Origin of the sequence: Qipengyuania xiapuensis (genome assembly GCF_019711395.1) — a bacterium.
Classification (GTDB): domain Bacteria; phylum Pseudomonadota; class Alphaproteobacteria; order Sphingomonadales; family Sphingomonadaceae; genus Qipengyuania; species Qipengyuania xiapuensis.
On record NZ_JAIGNL010000001.1, the window covers coordinates 1,388,017 to 1,409,849 of the forward strand.

At 61.4% G+C, this 21,833-nt stretch carries 19 protein-coding genes and 1 tRNA gene; 15 read left to right on the top strand and 5 right to left on the bottom strand.

Annotation, left to right across the window (positions count from 1 at the left end; genetic code table 11):
* The 11 genes from K3163_RS07035 to K3163_RS07085 all read left to right on the top strand — a co-directional run bounded on the left by K3163_RS07035 (window position 1) and on the right by K3163_RS07085 (window position 12,216).
* Entirely contained in the window at window positions 1-2,223 is a 2,223-nt protein-coding gene (locus tag K3163_RS07035) for a GumC family protein (protein ID WP_345719711.1), read from the top strand.
* 4 nt (window positions 2,224-2,227) lie between these two features.
* Window positions 2,228-3,367, top strand: a complete 1,140-nt coding sequence (locus K3163_RS07040; protein WP_221553619.1) for a hypothetical protein — start codon at window positions 2,228-2,230, stop codon at window positions 3,365-3,367.
* Window positions 3,368-3,437: 70 nt separating this feature from the next.
* Window positions 3,438-3,995, top strand: a complete 558-nt coding sequence (gene rfbC / locus K3163_RS07045; RefSeq protein ID WP_221553620.1) for a dTDP-4-dehydrorhamnose 3,5-epimerase — start codon at window positions 3,438-3,440, stop codon at window positions 3,993-3,995.
* 3 nt (window positions 3,996-3,998) lie between these two features.
* Complete coding sequence (rfbB, locus tag K3163_RS07050) at window positions 3,999-5,042, top strand: dTDP-glucose 4,6-dehydratase (protein WP_221553621.1); 1,044 nt, start codon at window positions 3,999-4,001, stop codon at window positions 5,040-5,042.
* Window positions 5,039-5,884 (top strand): dTDP-4-dehydrorhamnose reductase, encoded by an 846-nt coding sequence (gene rfbD, locus K3163_RS07055; protein ID WP_221553622.1) that lies wholly within the window; start codon window positions 5,039-5,041, stop codon window positions 5,882-5,884. The genes rfbB and rfbD overlap by 4 nt, the downstream gene beginning before the upstream one ends.
* On the top strand, window positions 5,881-6,756 hold the full coding sequence (gene rfbA / locus K3163_RS07060; protein WP_221553623.1) for a glucose-1-phosphate thymidylyltransferase RfbA: 876 nt from the start codon (window positions 5,881-5,883) through the stop codon (window positions 6,754-6,756). Before rfbD ends, rfbA begins: the two co-directional genes overlap by 4 nt.
* The gene (locus K3163_RS07065) at window positions 6,753-7,658 is read left to right on the top strand and encodes a hypothetical protein (protein ID WP_221553624.1); all 906 of its coding nucleotides are present in this window, start codon (window positions 6,753-6,755) and stop codon (window positions 7,656-7,658) included. Before rfbA ends, K3163_RS07065 begins: the two co-directional genes overlap by 4 nt.
* Before the next feature lie 22 nt (window positions 7,659-7,680).
* Window positions 7,681-8,937 carry a lipopolysaccharide biosynthesis protein gene (locus tag K3163_RS07070; protein ID WP_221553625.1) on the top strand — a complete coding sequence of 419 codons (1,257 nt, stop codon included), beginning with the start codon at window positions 7,681-7,683 and terminating at the stop codon, window positions 8,935-8,937.
* Between the two features lie 79 nt (window positions 8,938-9,016).
* Entirely contained in the window at window positions 9,017-10,321 is a 1,305-nt protein-coding gene (locus tag K3163_RS07075; RefSeq protein WP_221553626.1) for a hypothetical protein, read from the top strand.
* Window positions 10,318-11,244, top strand: coding sequence for a glycosyltransferase family 2 protein (locus K3163_RS07080; protein WP_221553627.1), 927 nt, complete (start codon window positions 10,318-10,320; stop codon window positions 11,242-11,244). The genes K3163_RS07075 and K3163_RS07080 overlap by 4 nt, the downstream gene beginning before the upstream one ends.
* Window positions 11,245-11,307: 63 nt before the next feature.
* The gene (locus tag K3163_RS07085; protein ID WP_221553628.1) at window positions 11,308-12,216 is read left to right on the top strand and encodes a sulfotransferase family protein; all 909 of its coding nucleotides are present in this window, start codon (window positions 11,308-11,310) and stop codon (window positions 12,214-12,216) included.
* 72 nt (window positions 12,217-12,288) lie between these two features.
* Here the strand turns inward: K3163_RS07085 and K3163_RS07090 are convergent.
* Window positions 12,289-12,363 (bottom strand) — tRNA-Val (locus tag K3163_RS07090).
* Window positions 12,364-12,450: 87 nt separating this feature from the next.
* Window positions 12,451-12,840 carry a cell cycle two-component system response regulator CpdR gene (gene cpdR, locus K3163_RS07095; protein ID WP_221428566.1) on the bottom strand — a complete coding sequence of 130 codons (390 nt, stop codon included), beginning with the start codon at window positions 12,838-12,840 and terminating at the stop codon, window positions 12,451-12,453.
* A gap of 228 nt (window positions 12,841-13,068) precedes the next feature.
* On the opposite strand from cpdR, the gene K3163_RS07100 reads away from it, so the two are divergent.
* Window positions 13,069-13,899 carry an N-formylglutamate amidohydrolase gene (locus K3163_RS07100; protein WP_247710116.1) on the top strand — a complete coding sequence of 277 codons (831 nt, stop codon included), beginning with the start codon at window positions 13,069-13,071 and terminating at the stop codon, window positions 13,897-13,899.
* Window positions 13,900-14,128: 229 nt separating this feature from the next.
* Here the strand turns inward: K3163_RS07100 and K3163_RS07105 are convergent, their stop codons facing one another.
* Window positions 14,129-14,905: a SapC family protein gene (locus K3163_RS07105; RefSeq protein WP_221428564.1), complete on the bottom strand. Its 777-nt coding sequence runs from the start codon at window positions 14,903-14,905 to the stop codon at window positions 14,129-14,131.
* 85 nt (window positions 14,906-14,990) lie between these two features.
* A complete protein-coding gene (locus K3163_RS07110; RefSeq protein WP_221553629.1) occupies window positions 14,991-16,439 on the bottom strand; it encodes an FAD-binding oxidoreductase in 1,449 nt (482 codons plus the stop codon).
* A gap of 154 nt (window positions 16,440-16,593) precedes the next feature.
* On the opposite strand from K3163_RS07110, the gene K3163_RS07115 reads away from it, so the two are divergent.
* The 3 genes from K3163_RS07115 (at window position 16,594) to K3163_RS07125 (ending at window position 19,518) form a co-directional block, all read left to right on the top strand.
* A complete protein-coding gene (locus K3163_RS07115; RefSeq protein WP_221553630.1) occupies window positions 16,594-17,190 on the top strand; it encodes a hypothetical protein in 597 nt (198 codons plus the stop codon).
* A 111-nt stretch (window positions 17,191-17,301) separates the two neighbouring features.
* Window positions 17,302-18,660: a DEAD/DEAH box helicase gene (locus K3163_RS07120; protein WP_221553631.1), complete on the top strand. Its 1,359-nt coding sequence runs from the start codon at window positions 17,302-17,304 to the stop codon at window positions 18,658-18,660.
* Window positions 18,661-18,702: 42 nt separating this feature from the next.
* The gene (locus K3163_RS07125) at window positions 18,703-19,518 is read left to right on the top strand and encodes a sterol desaturase family protein (RefSeq protein ID WP_221553632.1); all 816 of its coding nucleotides are present in this window, start codon (window positions 18,703-18,705) and stop codon (window positions 19,516-19,518) included.
* On the opposite strand, the gene K3163_RS07130 is transcribed toward K3163_RS07125, so the two are convergent.
* Window positions 19,515-21,827: an ATP-dependent helicase gene (locus K3163_RS07130; RefSeq protein ID WP_221553633.1), complete on the bottom strand. Its 2,313-nt coding sequence runs from the start codon at window positions 21,825-21,827 to the stop codon at window positions 19,515-19,517. The genes K3163_RS07125 and K3163_RS07130 overlap by 4 nt on opposite strands.
* Window positions 21,828-21,833: the final 6 nt, after the last annotated feature.

Below are 21,833 nucleotides of genomic sequence, written 5' to 3' on the forward strand. Positions count from 1 at the left end.
GTGAACATTCTTTCCCAATCGCCGGCGCTCGCCGATGTCGATGCCAAGACCCGGTCGGACTCTGCCATGGGGCAGGGTGATGCGACTTCGATGGATGTCGATCTGCGCGCGATCATTTCGGCATTCCGTCGTAACCTGCTGTGGGTCTGCCTGATTGTTGGCGGCGCGCTTGTGGCCGGTGCTTTGTTCACTGTTCTTGTCGTGCCGCAATATGTCGCGACGTCGCGCGTGCTCGTCGAGCTTGAATCGGAACAGATTATCGAGGGCGCCGAGACGCTCCCCACGGCTGCCTACCAGGATGCAGACCGCTTCCTGCAAACGCAGATCGACATCATCCGCAGCCGATCGCTGGCGCGGCGGGTCGTCGAGCAGGAGAACCTGTCTGAAAGCGAAGAGTTCTTCGCATCGCAGGGCGCCGAACTCCCCTCGGAGGGCGATCTTCCCGAAGGCGTGAATGCCGAGCGGGCACTTCCTGAATTCCGCGAGGAAGTCGCAATCGACATCCTCCAGGAAAATCTGAACGTGACGCTTCCGCTCGACAGCCGCATCATCTCGGTGTCCTTCAGGAGCGCGGATCCCCAGCTGGCCGCCACGATCTCGAATGCAATGGCAGAGAGCTACATCGCCAGCAATCTGTCCCGCAAGTTCGACAGTTCGGCCTATGCGCGTGACTATCTCGGCCAACAGCTCGCCGATGCGCGCGCCAAGCTCGAGCAGAGCGAGCGCGACCTGAACCAGTATTCGCGCGCCGCCGGCCTGATCCGTGTCACCGGGCAGGGTCAGAACGCGGACCAGGAGACGACGCTCTCCATCACCAACGATGCGTTGCAGCAGATCAACGAGGCTGCGAGCCTCGCGACGGCGCGCAGGATCGCCGCGCAGCAGAGCTGGGAGAGCATTTCGAACCAGCCGCTCATGGCGATTCCGCAGGTTCTGCAGAACAATGCAGTACAATCGCTTCTGGCGGAAAAGAGCCAAGCAGAGTCGGCTCTCGCCGCTGAACGTTCGCGTCACCTCGAAGATCACCCCAACGTGAAGGCGCTGGAAGCCCGCGTCGCCGAGATCGACGCGCAGATCGACGCAGTGGCACGGTCGATCAAGAGCTCGGTCGAGCTCCAGTACGAATCCGCGCTCGAACAGGAAAACGTGATCTCCGGCCAGGTCGACAGCCTGCGTTCGGCCGCGCTCGACGAACAGGATCGCGGTGTCCAGTACAACGTGTTGAAGCGCGTCGCCGAAACCGACCGCGCGCTCTACAACACGCTGCTCACGCGCTTCAACGAGTTGAACGCGACTGCCGGTGCTTCTTCCAACAACGTTTCGTTGGTCGACCTTGCCGAGACGCCGCGCGAGCCGAGCTATCCCAATCCGCTGATCAACATGATCATCGCATTGTTGGGCGGCGTGGTGGCGGCTTCGGGCTTCGTGTTCCTGCGCGACCACTTCGACGACGTGATCCGCTCGCCCGACGATGTCGAGCGCAAGCTGGGCGTCTCGCTGCTGGGACTGGTGCCCAAGACCATCGAGGAAACTCCGGAGGAAGAGCTCGAGGATCCCAAGTCCCCGATGAGCGAGGCCTATCGTTCCCTGCTCACCAACATCCGGTACAGCAGCGCGAACGGAATTCCCGAAACCATTGCGATCACCAGCTCGCAACCTGGCGAGGGCAAGACCACGACGTCGCACGAACTGGCTCGCGGAATTGCCGAGCTTGGCCGTTCGACGCTGCTTATCGATGCCGACTTGCGCCGTCCCACGCTGCACAAGCGGACCGGCGATCTCGAGCGCGAAGGCTTCACCACCATCCTTGCAGGCGAGAACCGCTTCGAGAACGTGGTCTTCCCTTCGGGCGAACCGAACCTGCACTACATGACGGCACTGCCTATCCCGCCGAACCCGGCTGCGTTGTTCGTGTCGGAGCGTTTCGACCAGCTGCTGGAGGAAATGCGCGGCAAGTACGATTGCATCGTCTTTGACGCGCCGCCGGTCCTTGGGCTTGCCGATGCGACAACGCTCGCGGCCCATGTCGATGCGCTCTTGATGGTGATCGATTCCTCGAGCGCCAATCGCGGCGCGATCAAGGCATCGCTGCGCAGGCTCTCGCTCGTGAAGACCAATCTGATCGGCGCGGTTCTCACCAAGTTCGATGCCCGCAAGCTGGGCGGCGAATACGAGTACTATGCGGCCGATTACTACACGTACGAAAGCACGAAGAAGGATTGATATCGTGCAAGGCCGGACAGCCAGCTTGCTTGTACGGATCGGCCTGTTCCTGCTGCTTGGCGGAATAATCGGCCTGTTCCAGCTGGACCGGGCGTCCGCCGAGCGTCCGGCGCTTACTGCCTATGTCCCGATGGGGCTTGGCGGCGAGGCGGATCGTGAGCGCGCGCAACAATTTGCGACGAGCAATCCCGAGCTGGCCGATCTCGCCACGACCTCGCTCCTGCGGCATCGACCGGTCCCGTCTTCGCACCTCAGCCTGCGGGCATACTACCTTGTCGAGAACGACCGTCCGGAGGAGGGTGGTGCAGCCCTTACACTGGCAGCGCAGCGTGGCTGGCGGGATCGCTACACACAGATCATGGTGCTGGCTTCAGCTGTCGCGAACGACAATGGCGCGGCTGCGGCACAGCGGCTCGAGGCGCTGATGCGTGGCCGCGACGAGTGGGAAATCCAGATCGCTGCTGCGCGCCAGGTGCTCGAAGTCGAGAGCGCGCGTCAGGAATTCGCCGCAAGATTTGCCGATAGCCCGCGGCTTTCGTTCCAGATGACGCAGCTGGTGGAGCGCGATCGCACCCTTGCGCCGGATGCGGCGCGCGCGATTATCCATGCGAGCGAACTCGACTACCAAGTTCCTTGCGAAGAGGTCTCCCGCATCGGGCGTCACCTGCTTATTCAAGGCGAAGCGGACCTCGCTCTGGAAAGCTGGACCGCCGGTTGCGGTACACTAGCCGAGATCAACGATTATGGTTTCGTCTACAGCGATGAGGAAGCGGGGCCCTTCGCATGGCAATTCCAGCGCGGTCGCGGCGTTTCGACGCGCCCGGGGCGGGATGATGATGCAGTGACCGTGGTCAACCGCTCGCCGGCAGCCCGTCTCGTTGCTTCCCGGTTTGCACTCCTCGAGCCGGGTAGGCACCGTTTCCGCCTGCAATCGGACGACCAGCGCCCCTCCGTTTCACGCGAGACGGGGGAGACAAGCCTCATCATGCGATGCGGAAACAGGGACAGTGGCCCATTTCTTCCCGATCAATCGGACGAAGCGGGTGTCTACGAATTCATCGTGCCCGAGGGATGCCCCATGCAATTCATAGCCCTGAACGCAAGGCGGGGGCGCGTGGCGGATTTGAAACTGACCAAGCTATAACCTAGACGCGCGCACTGATCCGGATGTTCGCCGGAGCTTCTTGTTCTCGAATTCTGAAATTGGACGGCTGATGATTGAAGCAACTCCTCTTCCCGGAGTTTTCCAGATCACCCCGCCTCGCCACGGCGATGCGCGCGGGTTTTTCAGCGAGAGCTGGAATGCGAAGACTTTGTGCAATGCAGGACTCGAACTGCCTGCTTTCGTGCAGGATAACCATTCGATGTCGGTTGATGCCGGCACGGTACGCGGGCTGCACTACCAGTCCCCTCCGCACGCACAGGGCAAGCTGGTCCGCTGCGGCCGGGGCAGTATTTTCGATGTGGCAGTGGATGTACGCAAGGGCTCGCCAACCTACGGAAAGTGGTTCGGCACGGAGCTGAGCTATGAAAATGGCAGGCAACTATGGGTTCCTGTGGGTTTCCTCCACGGGTTTGCGACCTTGGAGCCCGATAGCGAAATCATCTACAAGTGCACCGATCACTACGCGCCCGAGTGCGATGGCGCGGTCCGCTGGGACAGTGTCGGCATCGATTGGCCGATGGGCGATCTGGAACCGACCCTTTCCGACAAGGACCGGGCCGCCATCCCCTTCGCCGAATTCGAAACCCCTTTCAAATACGAGGACTGAACCGTGAAAATTCTGGTTACGGGAGGGAGCGGGTTCATCGGGTCTGCAGTGGTCAGGCTGGCGATCGCGCGCGGTCACGAGGTCATCAACCTCGACGCGCTTACCTATGCGGCCTGCCAGGAAAACGTCGCCGCGGTGGCGGACAATCCGCGCTATCACTTCGTTCACGCCGACATCCGCGATCGTGCCAAGCTCGACGAGGTGTTTCGCGAGTACGCGCCCGATGCGGTCATGCATCTTGCGGCAGAGAGCCACGTCGACCGTTCGATCGACGGGCCGAGCGACTTCATCGAAACCAATATCACCGGTACCTTCAACATGCTGGAGGCTGCACGCGGATACTGGATCGATGCGGGCAAGCCGGAAAGCTTCCGGTTCCATCACATCTCGACCGACGAGGTCTACGGCTCGCTTGGCGAAGAGGGCCTGTTCACCGAGACGACGGCCTATGATCCTCGCTCGCCCTATTCTGCGAGCAAGGCGTCGGCTGACCACCTCGTACGCGCATGGCACGAGACCTATGGCCTCCCCGTCGTCATCACCAATTGCTCGAACAACTACGGGCCTTTCCACTTCCCGGAGAAACTGGTCCCTGTCGTCATCATCAACGCGCTGTCAGGCAAGCCCATCCCGATCTACGGCAAGGGTGACAACGTACGTGACTGGCTCTTCGTTGAAGACCACGCCGACGCCCTCCTATTGGTGGTGCAGGAAGGGAAGATCGGTCGCAGCTACAATATCGGCGGCGAGAACGAGCGCACCAACCTCGAGCTCGTCCGCACGCTGCTCACCATTCTCGATGAGGTCCGGCCCAAGGCGGATGGCTCCTATCTCGACCAGATCGAGTTCGTTGCCGACCGTCCGGGACACGACCAGCGCTATGCGATCGACCCGAGCCGTATTCGTGACGAACTTGGCTGGCGCCCCTCGGTGACGGTCGAGGAAGGCCTGGAGCGTACGGTTCGCTGGTATCTCGACAACGAGGTCTGGTGGCAGGCGCTTCTGGACCGCAAGGGTGTGGGCGAAAGGCTCGGCACCAAGGCATGATTCTCGTCTTCGGCAAAACAGGTCAGGTTGCACGCGAGCTCGCACCGATGCTGCCCGATGCACATTTCGCTGCCCGTAGCGAAGCGGACCTGTCGCGTCCCGATGAATGCGCTGCACTTGTTCGAAAGCTGAAACCCGCCGGCGTCATCAATGCCGCCGCCTACACCGCAGTCGACAAGGCTGAGGACGAGGAAGAACTCGCCTCGCTCGTGAACGGAGAAGCGCCGGGCGCTATCGCTGCCGCCTGCGCCGAAGCCGGGATCCCGCTGATCCATATCTCCACCGACTATGTCTTCGCAGGCGAGGGGGATCATTTTCACCAGCCGGGCGATGAGATCGCTCCTCCCAATGCATACGGCCGGACCAAGGCGGCGGGCGAGGCCGCCGTTCGCGCGAGCGGCGCCGGTCATGCCATCATCCGCACGAGCTGGGTGTTCTCACCCCACGGCAACAACTTCGTGAAGACGATGTTGCGGTTGGGGAGCGAGCGCGACAGCCTCCGGATAGTCGCGGACCAGATCGGCGGCCCGACACCTGCTGCGGCCATCGCAGAAGCCTGCGTACGTTCGCTTGCGGCGATTACTGCGGACAAGGCCCTTTGCGGCACCTACCATCTCTCCGGAGCGCCGGATGTAAGCTGGGCAGACTTCGCGCGCGAGATTTTCGCGCAGGCCGGGATGGATGTAGAGGTTGCCGACATTCCGAGCGCCGAGTTCCCAACGCCGGCGAAACGTCCATTGAACAGCAGGCTGGATTGCTCCAGCCTCGAGCGCCTTGGCCTGGAACGGCCCGACTGGCGGCTCTACCTGAAACCGATAATCGAGGAATTCGCAGCATCATGACCCAGCGCAAGGGCATCATCCTGGCAGGCGGTTCGGGCACGCGGCTCTATCCGTTGACCATGGCCGTCTCAAAGCAGCTCATGCCGATCTACGACAAGCCCATGATCTTCTATCCGCTGTCAATCGTCATGCTGGCAGGCGTCAGGGAAGTGGCGATCATTACCACGCCGGAAGACCAGGCGCAGTTCCGCCGGCTGCTGGGCGACGGCTCGCAGTGGGGGATGAGTTTCGAGTATATCGAACAACCTTCGCCCGACGGGCTGGCGCAGGCCTATCTGCTCGCCGAGGATTTCCTCGATGGTGCTCCGTCGGTCATGGTCCTGGGCGACAACATCTTCTTCGGTCACGACCTCCCCAAGATGCTCAAGTCTGCCGACGAACGCGCCGATGGAGGCACGGTCTTCGGCTACCATGTGGCAGAACCCCAGCATTACGGCGTTGTCGGTTTCGACGCGAACGGGCAGGCGAACCAGATTATCGAAAAACCTTCCGACCCGCCGTCGAACTATGCGGTCACCGGCCTCTATTTCCTCGACGGTGATGCGCCGAGGCGTGCCAAGGAAATCAAGCCCTCCGCGCGCGGTGAACTCGAGATCACCTCGCTGCTCGAAACCTATCTTGGCGAGGGTACTCTCTCGGTCGAGACAATGGGACGCGGTTTCGCATGGCTCGACACGGGCACGCACGGTTCGCTGCTCGATGCCGGAAATTTCGTGCGTACGCTCTCGCTGCGGCAGGGCATGCTGGTCGGTAGTCCCGAAGAGATCGCTTTCGACAACGGTTGGATCGACGAAGTTCAGCTTCGCGAGCGTGCGAAACTCTTCGGCAAGACCGACTATGGCGCCTATCTCCAGCGGCTGCTCGTCCGGTGAGCAAGCGCCAGATCGTCCTAGTCACGGGAGCTCCGCGCTCGGGCACAACCGTTGTCGGCAATGCCCTGCGTACCTCGTGGCGGCATCGCGAGATTTACGAGCCGATGAATGCTTTCGTCGGTGACAAGGCGATAAGAAACCAGTTCGAAGTTCCGGGTGCAGGGGGCTTTTCCAAAGCAGCGCTCGATGACCTGGTCGAGCGGATAGAGACCGGTCGGCTCCGGCTGCGTAAGTCGCTCTTGAAGCAGCGGAATCCCTACCTCAATCGCACCAATATGAGCATGGCAGGGGCCAATTTCGTGCCCCTGGTGACGCATCTGATCTGGAAGGATCCGTTCGCGTTTTTCTGTGCCCCGCATCTTGCTCGGCGAGGAATGCCGGTCATCGTGACTGTGAGGAACCATCTCAGTCTCGTGGGCAGCTTCAAGCGCATGGACTGGCTTGCCCCAGTGGGTGACCTGTCGAAACGAATGGGCGAAGCGGGATACGATATCGACCCGGGATTGCTCATCCGCTGCCAGGATGCCTCAACGCCCACTGAAACCGGTGCGTTGATGTGGCATCTCTTGAACCTAGCGCTCCTACGTTGGCTCGACGATGGTGAACCGGTGCATGTGGTGAGAAACGACGACCTGCTATTCAGCGCCGACGAGGTCAGCGAAAGGCTTCACCGGATTACCGGACTTCCGGTTGCCCTCGAAAAGGCCGAGTCCGAGATGACTGTCCCATCGCAGGAGCCGCTGCCGCAGAAGGCGCACATCGCTAATCGCGACGCGAAGAGCATCACGGACTACTGGAAGACCTTGCTCGATGAGGATGAGGTGACACTTGCCCTTGATCTCAACGGCGAGCTGGCGCAGCGGCTTGACGACAAGCTCTCCTCGACAGTCGTGCCTGTCTGAAAAGCCACCTCGGAACATCCCGTTGACGCGCCATCTTCACCTTGGAAAGTTCTTCAGCAGCGGTGCAGGCCTCTTCGCTTCGCTGCTGGGCAATGCGTTCATCTTCCTGATCATCGCACGGGCATTCGGTGCGGCAGACTTCGGCCGCTTCGCGGTGATCTATGCAACCGCCAGCGTCTTGGGGCTGGTGGTCGACTTCGGCTATCCGCAGCGCTTCCTGAAGGACTTTTACGTCTATACCGAGAAGTTCGGTGGACTCCCTTCACGGGTGCTCAAGACGAAATTCGCCCTGTTGATCCTTGCGAGCCTCATCAACCTCGTCGTTTGCCTGGTGATGGGGATCGAGCTAGCCCTGATGGGTGTCATCTGGACCGGCATTGTGCTTGTCAGTTTCGGAGCATTCTTCGGCTCATGCTTGCGCGCCATGGGTGAGCACAAGGTCGACAGTACGAACCTGCTCGCGGCGAACGGGACGGCCGCAGCGCTTGCGGTGCTTCTCTATCTTTCGGAGAACGATCAGCCGCTGGCATACTTCGCGCTCTTCATCGTCCTTGGAGCTATCTATTTCACTCTCAGCTGGCGTGCATTCCGGGCAAGAAGCCGAATTGTCTCAGAGGCGAGTTCGGCATCGCATGTGATCGGTGAAGTGCGCGGTGGGATAAGCTACGCGGCGGATATCTGGGTCACACGCTCCTTCGGCTTCGTCGATGTCCTGGTCCTGTCACTGTTTGTCTCAAACGCGGGACTGGGCCTGTATCAGGCAGGGCAAAAGCTCCTGCTGGTCGCACTGGCCGTGAACCAGATCACCAACAACGTGTTCCTCCCCATTCTCAGCGCCAAGGAGCGCAAGGCAGGCCTCGACCTCAAGAGCCTCCTGACGATCGCTGCCAGCACGACTGCCCTCGGAATGGTTATATCGCTGGTGTTCTACTTTGCATTCCCGCTGGCGGTCGACATCCTTTACGGAGACGGTTTCGAGGGGACCAAGGCGATGGCATTCTGGCTGTCCCTGGCGATCCTGTTCAGGCTCTGGTTGCTCGGCCCTTCGATCTGGATTGTTGCCGCTGGGCGCCAGACCGTCCGCTTTATGCTGAACTGCGGCAACATTGCGGTGTTCCTCGCGCTTTGTTTCTACCTTGCTCCGCGATATGGCTTCGTCGGAGGAGCGATGGCTATTGCTGTCTCGGCCTTCGTCTGGGCCAGCAGCTTCACTATCTCATCGCTCGTTATCGCGAGGTCCGCAAAGGCTTCGCCAATCGGGTCAGGGCAGGGACAGTGAACGTAATTCTCAAGCTTTCATCGCACGAATTGTGCCGGAGCGAGCTGGCCCTGCAAGGTGTCCGGAATTCTATCGGCTGATGACCAGAATCGCCCTCATATTCCTGGCTGCGCTGCTGGTGGTGCCCTTCTACATCGGGCCGGAACTGGCGCCCAATGCACAGCTGAATGCAGAAAGGTTCCTGCTGGTGTTGTTGGCGGCCTCGCTGATCGATCGCGGCAGTGCGCAAATGTTCTTCCGAGGATCGAATGTACTGCTTCGGCAAAGAGCGCTCGTAGCGGTCACTTTGACGGCGTATTTCATGCTCCGTTTCATCTCGGCGCTCTTCTCGCCCTTTCCGGTTTCGGTGCTGTTCGTTGTCAACGAGATCGCTTCGCAGCTCTTCGTGTTCCTGGTTTTCTTCTCGCTCTTCCTGCATTTCGATTTGCGGCGTCAGATCGGGGTGATCTTTGCACTGTCGATCTTTTTCATCTTACTGATCGTTCTGGTTGAACTGGCCTTCGGACAGAACTTCCTCACTTCGCTCGCCCCGGAAGGAGCGGGTACGGCCATCAACAACCAAGCGATCGTTCGAAGCGGGCTGCTGCGCGTCAAAGGGACCTTCGAGCATCCGCTCACGCTTGCCCACATGGTTGTGATGATCCTGCCGGTGCTGCTCTTCTCCAGCGTGGGACTTCGTCCTTTTGTCCGGGTCGCGGCGGTACTGGCGCTGATCTTGATGGGCCTTTCGACCGGGTCGCGAACACTCGTGGTCCTGATGGTCCTGGAGCTCGGAATCTGGTCGATGCTGCGGCCGATCCGGTTCAATACCGGAGCGACGACCTTCACATCGCGTGGTGTTGCCCTGCTGTTAGGCCCGATCGCAATCGGCCTGGCAATCTATGTCGCCCAGCAGATATCGGGAACCAGCCTGTTCGAATCCGGGGTGCGTTCGGCGCAGATCAGGAACGGGATGATCGGGATCCAGGCCAAGCCATGGTTTGGCTATGGTCCGGGACCGGGAGCCATTGCAGCCATCACGGACGGTATGCGAGGCGGTGTCGGGGCGATGCGGCTCTGGCGCGAGAACCTCTCGACGGTGGACAACTGGTTCCTGTCGGTGCTCCTCAGCTCCGGTTTCACCACCTTCTTTGCCTTCCTTGCGCTAATCGCGGCAATCCTTGCTCAGGGGAAGGACGTACTGTTGAAGGGGATCACGCGGGCACGTCTCGCCGCTCAGGGCATGGACAGCCTTGCAATCGGCCTCTGGCTCGGTTGCCTCTTCGGTGCGGGCTTCATGGCTGTCCTGTCGATCTTCACACTACACCCGCTGTTCTACATTCTCGCCGCCTGGCTCACCGCACTCGTCACCCGGGCGAGGCTATCGCGCGAGGACGCCCGGTGAAGACGGACATTTCCATAGTCATCGTCACCTACAACTCGCAGGAGTTCATCCGGCGGTGCCTGACCAGCGTGCTGGAAAACCGGCCTCGCCGCTCGCATCGTATCGTCGTGGTCGACAATGCGTCCTCAGATGAGACTGCGAGCATCGTGCGCGCCGAATTCCCTCAGGTGGAGCTGGTTTGCCTGCCGGAGAATGTGGGCTTCGGGCGGGGCAACAATGCCGGCTTCGAGCACGCGCCGGCGCGGTTCTATTATTGCCACAACGCCGATGCCTACCTGCAGGCGAATGTCCTCGATCCAGCAATCGACCTGTTCGATGCCGATCCGAAGCTGGGTATTGTGGGACTGCCGCTGGTGTTTCCCGATTTCAGCCCTCAAACCTCCGCATATTCGGCCAGCACACCGCTGAAGTGGGCCCTGCAGGGTCTGGGTATCGGTGCTCTGGTGAAGAAGTTGGTGGAGGGTAACCCCGAGGGTTTGGCTGCGCGCGTGCTTGGCAAGCACCGTCTTGGTCGCACCTTCGTCGCGACCCATGCTGAGGGTGGAAGCACGGACATAGAGCAACCTCCTGCAGAGGACGTCGACTGGGTGTGCGGCGCCGCCATGATCATCCGCGATGCCGCCATCGAAGAAGCCGGCCATGCCTTCGATCCGGACATCTTCATGTACGGCGAGGACGAGGAGCTGTGTCTGCGCGCATCGCGGAATGGCTGGAAGGTCAAGAAAGCAAATGTCACACCGGTGATCCACGAGTTCGGTTGGGGCAAGAGCGTGAAGGCATCGCGCAAGGTCGTGGATCTCAAATTCGACGGTCTTCGCGTGTTCATCGACAAGACCTATCGCGACCGGCCGATCTCGCGGCTGGCCATGCATGCCATGCTGCGGATGAAATACATGACCTGGAAAGCCAGGTCTGCGGGCTGACTACCGCCGGCCATTAGAAGTATCGAAGCGCCGAGCGCGCAAGACAGGAACGATGAGAAAACAATGAGCGGAACGAAACTGCCCGGCTTCGTATGTGTCGGAGCAGCAAAGTGCGGGACCACCTCGCTCTATCACTATCTCAAGGGCCATCCCGACATCTTCCTGACCGAGCAGAAGGAACTGCACTTCTTCTCGTCGGAAGACCTGCTGGAGAGGCCCAATGGCCCGGGCATGCGTTACGTGCTCGAGGACATCATCCGCAGCGAGGAAGAGTATCGCGCTCTGTTCTCCGCGGTCCCCGACAACGCGATCAGCGGCGACATTTCGCCGTCCTACCTGAATTCGCCCTCGGCACCTTCGCGGATCAAGGATCTGCTCGGCGATGTCCGCATCATCATCATGCTGCGCGACCCGGTGGACCGCATGTATTCGCAGTACATGCATTTGCGCCGCGCCGCGCGCGAGGATCTCGATTTCGAAGCGGCCTTGGCAGCCGAGGACAGCCGGTTTGCGCAGGGGTGGGGCGACATGTGGCTCTACCGCCGTTCTGCCATGAGCGCGGATTCGGTCGAACGCTATTTCGACACTTTCGGACGCGACAACGTGAAGGTGATCCTCGCAAGCGAGATGCGCGAGGATACGCTTGGTACGGTCATGTCGATCCAGGAGTTCATCGGTGTGGCTCCAAGATCAGATCTCGACCTGGAAGGTGAATTCAATCGCTCCGGACTGCCCAAGTCGCGACTGGTCGCCCGGGCCTTGGACGCCAGCCCGCTGGCGACCTTCGCCAAGAAAGTCGTCCCGCGCGGTATTGGCGCGGCCGTTAAGCGCAAGCTGCAGGAAATGAACACTGGCGAGCGAATGGTGCTGAGCGCCGAGGACCGCGCCAAATATGCCAGCATCTTCTCCGAGGACACGCGCAGGCTAGAGGCTCTGCTCGGACGGGAGCTGCCCTGGGGCAAGCCCTCCTGACGCAAGTCGGACGGGCTTCACATCGATGTCAGTTACAAAAAAACCCGCCGGAGAGGCGGGTTTTTCGTTCGATGGTGGGCGTACCAAGGTTCGAACTTGGGACCCCTACGATGTCAACATAGTGCTCTACCACTGAGCTATACGCCCACGCTATCGAACAAGCCGTTTTGTGCGGCAGGCGCGCCCTTTAGCGAGGGCACGAAAGGCGCGCAAGAGGCAATCTTGCGGAATTCGTCAGAGCTGCGCGCTGACCTTGTCTTCCAGCACCCTTTCGACCTCCAGAACGAGGTCGCGAAGGTGGAACGGCTTGGAAAGAACCTTGGCGTTCGGCTGCTCGCGGCTCGCCTTGAGAGTGACTGCGGCAAAGCCGGTAATGAACATAACCTTCGTCGCCGGGCTGATCTCGTTGCAACGCTGCGCCAGTTCGATTCCGTCCATTTCCGGCATCACGATGTCGGAAAGCAGGAGATCGTAACGCTCGTCCTCGAGCAGCGGGAGGGCGGCTGTACCGCGATCGACGGCGTCGACCGAATAACCGGCATTCTCGAGCGCGCGCTCGAGGTAGGTGCGCATGGCCTCGTCGTCTTCGGCCAGCAGGATTCGTTTCTGGTGCAGCTCACTCATACGGGCGTCCATAGCTGAAATGACTTAACAAATCTTCCGTTCCGTTCACCAATGTCCCTAATCGAGACCACTTTCTTTGACACGGAGAATTTGAGGCGGCAGCATTCCGGGCAAGGCAGGGGAAAATCTGGCGCTCTTGCGCCGATTCGTGGCTTATTCCAACGAGATTGGGGCAAAATGCCGAATTCGAGTTTCAGCCTATCAGTTACCGATTCTCCGGCAGTACCGGTGCTGATAGCCGCACCTCACGGGGGGCGGGACTACTCGGACGAAATTCTCGCCAACCTCCGCGACCCAAATTGCCTCACCCGTCTCGAAGATCGCCATGTCGACGGGCTCGCTCATGATATCGCGAAAGAGACGGGTGCTTCTCTTCTTGTGGCGAATACGCCGCGCGCGGTCATCGATCTTAACCGTGCGCCTGACGACGTCGACTGGACGATGGTTCAGGGAAAGAAGGCCGTCCGCATGCGCCACTCGCTTGCAAACCGGCGAGCACGCAGCGGTCTGGGGCTGGTTCCGCGCCGGCTGCCCGGGCTTGGCGAGATATGGAAGCGCAAGCTGGAAAGGGCGGATCTAGACGAGCGGATCGAGACAGTTCACCGGCCCTACCACCAGGCCTTGGGTAGTACTCTGGAGGCGCTACGCGACCATTGGGGGGCGGCGCTCCTTATCGACCTCCATTCGATGCCTCCGCTACGCCGCAGACATCCTGAAGAGCGGACTGCAGAATTCGTGATTGGGGACCGTTTCGGGGCAAGCTGCGATTCGCGTCTGATCGCCAGTGCGCTCAATCATCTTGGCGGCGAGGGCAGGGCGGTCGCGCACAACCGCCCCTATTCAGGTGGCTATGTCCTCGATCGTCACGGTGCGCCGCTTCGCGGGATACACGCGATGCAGATCGAAGTGTGCCGGAGCACCTATCTCGATGCCCGCCTCGAGACGCCTAGTGCGAGGCATCCTGCGATCGCCAAGCTGTTGTCGGGCCTTGTTTGCAGGCTGGCTGGCGAGGTGGTCGAGATTGGTCGCGGCGAGCAGCTGGCGCAGGCGGCCGAGTAGTCCGAAAACCCACGAAAAAACCACCCCGTGCAGTTTGCACGAGGTGGCCAAGGTTCAGGGAGGAGATGCACTTTCGTGCATCCTGCCGGCAGGCCATGAGGGGAGCGCCGCCGGCATGATCTAGATGGTGTCGATGGTGTTTGCTTTCAAGCATGCAAAAAGTGGCAGAATCGGCCGGTAGAGCGCGATTCTGCCACTTTTAGGTTCTGTCCGGCGGTGCCGGCAGAAATCAGGCTGCGGCTTCGGGCTGCGGAGCCTTGCCCTGGCTGGTCTGGCGCGCGAAAATCGTGCGCATCAGCTCGAGCGAGTAAATGTGCGCGTGGATCAGCATAAGGATGCCGTTCTTGTTCCACTCGAGCACCTTCTCGTCGCTGAGTTCGCGCAGCTTTTCCTGGTCGACCATCTGGAAACCGCGATAGATGTAGGGCTGTTCAACGCCTTCGCGCTGGATGGCGACTTCGCCGGCCATCAGCAGGCCGTTGTCCTTCAGTTCGGTCAGGAAAGCCTGCGTACGCTGCGCGGCACCTTCGAAATGCTGGCAGAACTCCAGAACGCGGTTGGTGGCGTCGGTGGGCTTGCCTTCGTCGTCGAACAGGCGCTCGCCGTCTTCGAACTCGCCGACTGCGCCGCTGCTCGGGTCGAACATCAGCGAAAGCTCGTCCGCATCCTGCGAGAGCTTGGCGAGCATGAAGGGATAGCGACGGATATAGGCCGGCAGATAGATCTGCTCGGTCACCTTGCCGGCGTCGTCGACAAAGGTGTTCACACCTTCGTTGAGGCCCATGAGGGCGAGCGGAAGCGGATTGTCGCCGCTCGAGAACACGATCGGGAAGTGACGCTGCGACTGCACGAATTCATCGACCGTCAGCGGGATGGCATGCGCCTTGGAAAGCCACGGCGCGCTGTCCAGCGAACGCGTACGGAAGTTCTTGTGATCGTTGCTGTTCAACGGCATCAGGTCGTTGAAGAACAGGGGCAGTTGGGGCTGCTGCGGCGCGCTCGCCATGAATACTCTCCGAAAATCTTAGAAATTAGCAGGATTGGGTGAGGCGAAGGACCCAGACGACCCCATACGCCAGAAGCTGCGCGCTTTAGGGTTTTACGCCGGTTTGCGCAAGCGGAAGGAGCTTGCCCGGGTTGAACAGTCCCCGGGGGTCGAGTGCCTGCTTCACGCTTCGCATCAGCGCGAGTGAAACAGGGTCGCCCAGACGGCCCAGTTCGTCGCGTTTCATCTGCCCGATTCCGTGCTCCGCGCTGATCGATCCGCCCCACTCGGTGACGAGGTCGTGAACGAAGGCGCTGATATGCTTGCCTTCGCCATCCTCCCACTCACCCGGCGTCGCATCGCCGGGGGCGAGCACGTGGAAATGGACATTGCCGTCACCCAAATGCCCGAAGGCAAGCGCGCTGCTGCCGGGAAAGCGCTGTTCGACCGCGGGGAGGGCGGCAGCCACGAAATCGGCCATGCGGCTCACGGGAACCGAGATATCGTGCTGCATTGCCGGGCCGATCGCACGTTCGGCGGGGGATATCGAATCGCGCAACAGCCAGAACGCTTCGGCCTGGCTGTCGTTGGCGGCGATGGTGGCATCGTCGAGCAAGCCGTCCTCGAAGGCGCTTTCGAGTATGCCCTGCGCAAAGTCAGGCAAGTCATCGCTGCCGTCAGGGCCTGACACGAGCTCGATCAGCGCGTGCCATTCGTGCTCGCCCGCAAGCGGCGCTCGGGCATCCGGCAAATAGTCGAGGACGGCCTTGAGACATTGCTTTGGAAGGACTTCGAAGCCTTCGAGGCTGTTCCCGGCGGCCCGTTCGAAATGGAGCAACAAGCGCCGTGCCTGCTGGACCGACGGCAGGCCCGCCCAGATCACCGCTCTTCCGCCGATCTCAGGAAGGAGACGGAGGGTTGCTGCCGTAACCACGCCTAGCGTTCCCTCCGAACCGATCAGCATCTGCTTGAGGTCGAACCCGCGGTTGTCCTTCTTCAGCGGCGTGAGCGTGTCGAGGACGCTGCCGTCTGCCAGCACCGCCTCGAGGCCGAGGACCTGCGCGCGCATCGTCCCGTGGCGCAGGACCTGCGTGCCGCCCGCATTCGTGGAAATCAGACCGCCGATCGTGGCCGATCCCTTGCCGCCAAGGGTCAGAGGAAAGCGCAGGCGATGCTCTGCGGCCGCCTCGTGAAGGCTCTGCAGGACAACTCCCGCTTCGCAGGTGACCTGCATCGCGTCGGGGTCCAGCGAGAGGATCCGGTCCATGCGGCGAAGCGACAGGATCATAGCCGTTCCGGTGTCGTCCGGCGTCGCGCCGCCCGACATCCCGCTGTTTCCACCCTGGGGGACGATCGGGATGCCATGACGGGCGCAGAGCTTCACCAGTTCGGCGGTTTCGCTCGTGGAGGCAGGAGAGGCGAGGCCGATCGCCCTGCCAGTGTAGCGGCCGCGCCAGTCGGACAGCCAAGGCTCCACGATGTCGCCATCACGCGTGAAGCCACGCGGGCCGAGGAGTTGCAGGGCAGCCTCTGCGAAGGCATCGATATCGCTCATGGTTGCGCCCATGCCACACTCGGGCATCGAATGGCCACCTCTTGCCAAACCCCGCAAACCAATTAAGCCGATATTCAATTGAGCGGGGGCATAGGCGGCAAGCGAACGTCGCGTGCATCCTTCGCGCGGCCATGAGGAGCTTTTCGCACCCGACATGCCCAGTCTTGCCGCCTTCATCGCGCCGATAGCGCTGATACTGCCTCTTGGCGGTCTCGGATTGTCGGTGACTGGAGAGCCGGCAGAAGAGCCGGTTGCCCAGCAGTCGCGCCCCTCGGACCGCAATGTCTCCGCTTTGCCGTTGTCGGCCGATGCGCCGGCATGGTCTCCCATCCTCGATGGGATCGCGCCGCCGGCCTCCCAGCAGGTCAGGATCGAACGCCGCGTAATCCTGCGGATTTCTCCCGCACGCGCGCCCGGTCCTGCTCGCCAGAACCTGACGGCGGAGGCCACCCGTGCACAGCAGCCGCCTGCACAACTTGTGGAACGCAAGGCGGGTAAGTGCCTCGATAGCGCCCGCATCCGCGGGGTTTCGGATCGAGGCGACCATCTCCTGATGCTGATGCGTGATCGCAGCATGATGGTGGCACGGCTCGAGAAGGGTTGCAGTCCGCGCGATTTCTACCGCGGATTCTATGTCGAGCGGAGCGATGACGGGAAGCTGTGCGTGAAGCGTGACCGGATCATGAGTCGCTCGGGCGCGAAATGCCAGATCGACCGCTTCAGCGAACTGGTGGCAGAGCGGCCCGAATAGGGCGCTTTTCCTTGACTTGAACCGGCAAAAAGGCGAAGGGCGCGCTTCGGTGAAGGCTGCCTGCGAGCGGCCTTTTCTATATCCACTATCGTTGGGGCGTCCGACAACCGCATGAGTTTTGCCGATCTCGGCCTATCTGAAGACCTGCTGAAAGCCGTCGAAGAGGCAGGCTATACCGAGCCGACTCCGATCCAGGCGCAGGCCATTCCCCCGATCCTGATGATGAAGGACATCATCGGTATCGCGCAGACCGGAACCGGCAAGACTGCCAGTTTCGTGTTGCCGATGATCGACGTGATGGCCAGCGGTCGCCGCCGTGCGCTCATGCCGCGCAGCCTTATCCTCGAGCCGACCCGCGAACTGGCCGCACAGGTCGCCGAGAACTTCGAGAAATACGGCAAGAACCACGATCTCAAGATGGCCCTGCTTATCGGCGGCGTCCAAATGGGTGACCAGGTCAAGGCGCTCAACGAAGGCGTCGACGTGCTGATCGCAACGCCGGGCCGCCTGATGGACCTGTTCGAACGCGGCAAGATCCTGCTCAACGGTTGCGAACTGCTCGTCATCGACGAGGCCGACCGCATGCTCGACATGGGCTTCATTCCCGATATCGAGTTCATCTGCGACAAGCTGCCCGAGAACCGCCAGACCATGCTGTTCTCCGCCACCATGCCGCCGCCGATCGAAAAGCTCGCGAAGAAATTCATGAGCAATCCGAAGCGGATCGAGACGGCACGCGCGGCGACCACCAACAAGGACATCACCGCGTTCAAGGTGCCCGTCCAGAGCCGCCAGAAGCGCGAGACGCTTCGCTGGCTCCTGCGCAACGACCATGTCGAAACCGCGATCATTTTCGCCAACCGCAAGACGACCGTGCGCGAGCTCAACAAGAGCCTCCAGCGCCACGGTTTCGCGAGTGGCGAGATACATGGCGACATGGACCAGGCGAGCCGCATCAAGGAACTCGACCGCTTCAAGTCGGGCGATGTGAACATCCTCGTTGCCTCGGACGTCGCCGCCCGCGGTCTCGACATCAAGGGCGTCAGCCACGTGTTCAACTTCGACACGCCCTGGCACCCGGACGATTACGTCCACCGCATCGGCCGTACGGGCAGGGCAGGGGCCAAGGGCCGCGCCTTCACCTTCGTCGCGAACGAAGACGCTGAAGCGATCGAGAACGTCGAAAAGCTGACCGGCAGCGAAATTCCCGTCTTCGGCAAGAAGGACGTCCGCGTCGAACTCGTCGAAAAGCCTGCGGAAGAGGCCGAGAGCAAGCCCAAGCGCGGCAAGAAGCGCGACGAGGACGAAGCGCCGAGGAATGCGCCACCGAAGCGCGAGAAAAAGCCTGCAAGGGCGGAAGACGACAAGCGCAAGCGCTCGCGCCGTCGCGACCGCGAGGATGACGAGCCCGTCGCCGCCGGCGAATGGAACGGCCCACGCCCCGGTTTCCTCGACGTTTCCGCTCTCTGATTAATTGCGTTTTTACCAAGGCCGTTGCATGTTTGAGCGGTCATGGAAATCTTCGCTCCATACGCACGCGCAACGCTGACCCTGCTCGCATCGACCGGGCTGGTTTTCGGCCTGCTTGCGCTCGTGGTGAAACGCAACCGGATAGTCGAAGCGGTGAAGCTCTCGCGGCGGGAGTTCATGACCAATCTCGGGTTGGCGCTGATCAATGCGATCATCCTAGCACCCCTGTTCGTTTTCCCGGGCAATGCAATCTCGGGGGCGCTGGGCGTAAACGAGACGCTCGCGGGTCTGTGGGACGGGGTCTGGAAACCCGTCACCTTGTTGCTCGCGATCCTGCTTCTCGACCTCGTGGTCTACTGGCGGCACAGGCTGGAACATCATCCGCTTCTGTGGCCGATCCATGCCACTCACCATGCCGATACGACGCTTCAATGGATGAGCACGCTGCGCAAGCACCCGCTGAGCAAGCTGCTGAGCGTGTGCGTCGATATGTTGCTGGTGCTTTATCTCGGGGTGCCTGCTTGGGCAGTTGGGGCGGCTCTGCTGCTGCGCAGTTGGTGGGCATTCTTCATCCACTGCGACGTGCCATGGACGCTCGGCATCTTCGGAAATGTGCTGATCTCGCCCGCCGCGCATCGCCTTCACCACATTCGCGATGAAGCGCTGATGGGCAGCAACTACGGGAACACGGTCACGTTGTGGGACAAGGTGTTCGGCACCTATGTCGATCCCGCGCCCTATCTCGATTGCGAGACCGGTATTGCCGAAGGCACGCGAGGGGTTGCCGGCGAGCTCATGCGGCCGTTCGAGAAACGTTACTGGAAGAAAACCTCGGACGAGACCGAAGCGCCGGCCTAGTCGCCTGCGAGGCTTACGAAGCTGTCCAGCACCCGCTTGGTACCGGCCTTTTCAAACTCGATTTCCAGCTTGTTGCCCTCCTGATCGGTAACGAAGCCGTAGCCGAACTTCTCATGGAAGACGCGCGCACCGATGGCGATATCGCTCCTCGGCTTGGCGGCGAAGCTCGCCGCGCTCTTGCCAGGTTCGGCGAGGCGCTTGGGAGTGCTGTCGTATCCGGTCGATAGTGCGCGCTGCCAGCCCGGGCCTCGCGCGGTGCTGCGGTCGGGCCTTGCGCTCGATACGTGAGCGAAGGGATCTTCCTGCTCGGTCCAGTTGGCGCGCCAGAGCGAAGCGCCGCCGCTCATCGTGGTCTCGCTCTCGACGTGTTCGTCCGGCAATTCCTCGATAAAGCGGCTCGGGATCGAGCTGGTCCACTGACCATAAATCCGCCGGTTCGCGGCATGATAGATCGTGCAGCGTCGTTTTGCGCGAGTGATCGCGACATAGGCCAGGCGGCGCTCTTCCTCGAGGCTGGCGAGCCCGCCCTCGTCGATCGCGCGCTGGCTTGGGAAAACGCCTTCTTCCCAGCCAGGGAGGAACACGTGATCGAATTCGAGACCCTTTGCCGCGTGCATGGTCATGATCGTGACCTTCTCGCCATCATCGCGGCGGTCGTTGTCCATGACGAGACTTACATGTTCGAGGAAATCGGTGAGCGTCTCGTATTCCTCCATCGCGCGGGCGAGTTCGGTGAGGTTTTCGAGACGGCCCGCGCTCTCGGCGCTGCGGTCCTTCTGGAGCATCTCCTCGTAGCCGCTCTCGGTCAGGACGGTGCGGAGTAGCTCGGAGGGCGTAACCTTCTCCGCCATCTCGCGCCAGGCCACGAACTGGCCCAGCAAACCCACGAGCGTGTTGCGCGCACGGGCGGGCAGCTCGTCGCTGTCGGCAAGGTCTAGCGATGCGGCGGCCAGGGGCATCTGGGTGCGACGGGCGTGGCGACGCATGGCCTCCAGCGTCTTCGCGCCGAGACCGCGTTTGGGCTGGTTATAGATGCGCTCGAATGCAAGGTCGTCCGCGGGCTGCGCGATGGTGCGCAAGTAGGCGAGAGCGTCGCGGATCTCGGCGCGCTCGTAGAAGCGAAAGCCGCCGACGATGCGGTAATTGAGGCCGATCTGGATGAACCGGTCTTCGAATTCACGCGTCTGGTACTGGGCGCGGACGAGGATTGCGACCTCGTCTAGAGGTGCGCCTTCACTTTCGAGGCGTTCGATCGCCTCTCCGACCCGGCGCGCTTCCTCGGGCGCATCCCACACCCCCACGACGCGGACCTTCTCGCCTGCCGGAAGTTCGGTCCACAAGGTCTTGCCGAGACGTTCGCTGTTGGCGTTGATCAGGCCTGATGCGGCAGCAAGGATCTGCGGGGTGGAGCGATAGTTCTGCTCCAGCTTGATCACCGCTGCACCCGGGAAATCCTTCTCGAATTTCAGGATATTGGCTACTTCGGCGCCGCGCCATGAATAGATCGATTGGTCATCGTCACCGACCACGCAAATGTTCTTGCGGGTCTGGGCGAGTAGGCGCAGCCACAGGTATTGGACCTGGTTGGTGTCCTGATATTCGTCCACGAGGATGTATTTGAAGCGCTGCTGGTATTGCTCGAGCACATCGTGGTGCTTGCGGAAGATGTTGAGCATGTGCAGCAGCAGGTCGCCGAAATCGCAGGCGTTCAGCGCCTTCAGCCGGTCCTGGTAGAGCCTGTAGAACTGCGCGCCCTTGCCATTGGCATAGGCCTCGTTCTCCACCGCATCGAGATCGCCCGGGTTTAGACCGCGGTTCTTCCAGCGGTCGATGAGCCCTGCCAGCTGCCGCGCGGGCCAGCGCTTTTCGTCGAGGTCGTTTTCCTGGATCAGCTGCTTCAGCAGACGCAGCTGGTCGTCGGTGTCGATGATCGTGTAATTGCTCTGCAGCCCGACGAGTTCGGCGTGGCGGCGCAGCATGCGTGCCCCGATCGAGTGGAAGGTGCCAAGCCATGGCATTCCCTCGACAGCATCGCCGATATGCCGCCCGACACGCTCTCGCATTTCGCGCGCAGCCTTGTTGGTGAAGGTGACACACAGGATTTCGCTGGGCCAGGCGCGGCGGGTTGCGATGAGATGTGCCAGCCGTGCGGTCAGTGCAGCGGTCTTGCCGGTGCCGGCACCTGCCAGCATCAGCACGGGTCCTTCCGTGGTAAGGACCGCCTCGCGCTGGGCCGTGTTCAAACGCTCCGCATAGGGCGGAATCGCGTCATTTCGGGCGATTTCGGAAGAGTTGGAAAAATCTGGCATGCGTTA

What these genes read in the sequence shown, in the direction of transcription:
- K3163_RS07115 (WP_221553630.1), top strand. Translation starts at nt 16,594, where the DNA reads ATGCCCAGTCTTGCCGCCTTCATCGCGCCGATAGCGCTGATACTGCCT.
- K3163_RS07130 (WP_221553633.1), bottom strand. Translation starts at nt 21,827, where the DNA reads ATGCCAGATTTTTCCAACTCTTCCGAAATCGCCCGAAATGACGCGATT.
- rfbC (WP_221553620.1), top strand. Translation starts at nt 3,438, where the DNA reads ATGATTGAAGCAACTCCTCTTCCCGGAGTTTTCCAGATCACCCCGCCT.
- K3163_RS07125 (WP_221553632.1), top strand. Translation starts at nt 18,703, where the DNA reads ATGGAAATCTTCGCTCCATACGCACGCGCAACGCTGACCCTGCTCGCA.
- cpdR (WP_221428566.1), bottom strand. Translation starts at nt 12,840, where the DNA reads ATGAGTGAGCTGCACCAGAAACGAATCCTGCTGGCCGAAGACGACGAG.
- rfbD (WP_221553622.1), top strand. Translation starts at nt 5,039, where the DNA reads ATGATTCTCGTCTTCGGCAAAACAGGTCAGGTTGCACGCGAGCTCGCA.
- rfbA (WP_221553623.1), top strand. Translation starts at nt 5,881, where the DNA reads ATGACCCAGCGCAAGGGCATCATCCTGGCAGGCGGTTCGGGCACGCGG.
- K3163_RS07105 (WP_221428564.1), bottom strand. Translation starts at nt 14,905, where the DNA reads ATGGCGAGCGCGCCGCAGCAGCCCCAACTGCCCCTGTTCTTCAACGAC.
- K3163_RS07120 (WP_221553631.1), top strand. Translation starts at nt 17,302, where the DNA reads ATGAGTTTTGCCGATCTCGGCCTATCTGAAGACCTGCTGAAAGCCGTC.
- K3163_RS07075 (WP_221553626.1), top strand. Translation starts at nt 9,017, where the DNA reads ATGACCAGAATCGCCCTCATATTCCTGGCTGCGCTGCTGGTGGTGCCC.
- K3163_RS07085 (WP_221553628.1), top strand. Translation starts at nt 11,308, where the DNA reads ATGAGCGGAACGAAACTGCCCGGCTTCGTATGTGTCGGAGCAGCAAAG.
- K3163_RS07110 (WP_221553629.1), bottom strand. Translation starts at nt 16,439, where the DNA reads ATGAGCGATATCGATGCCTTCGCAGAGGCTGCCCTGCAACTCCTCGGC.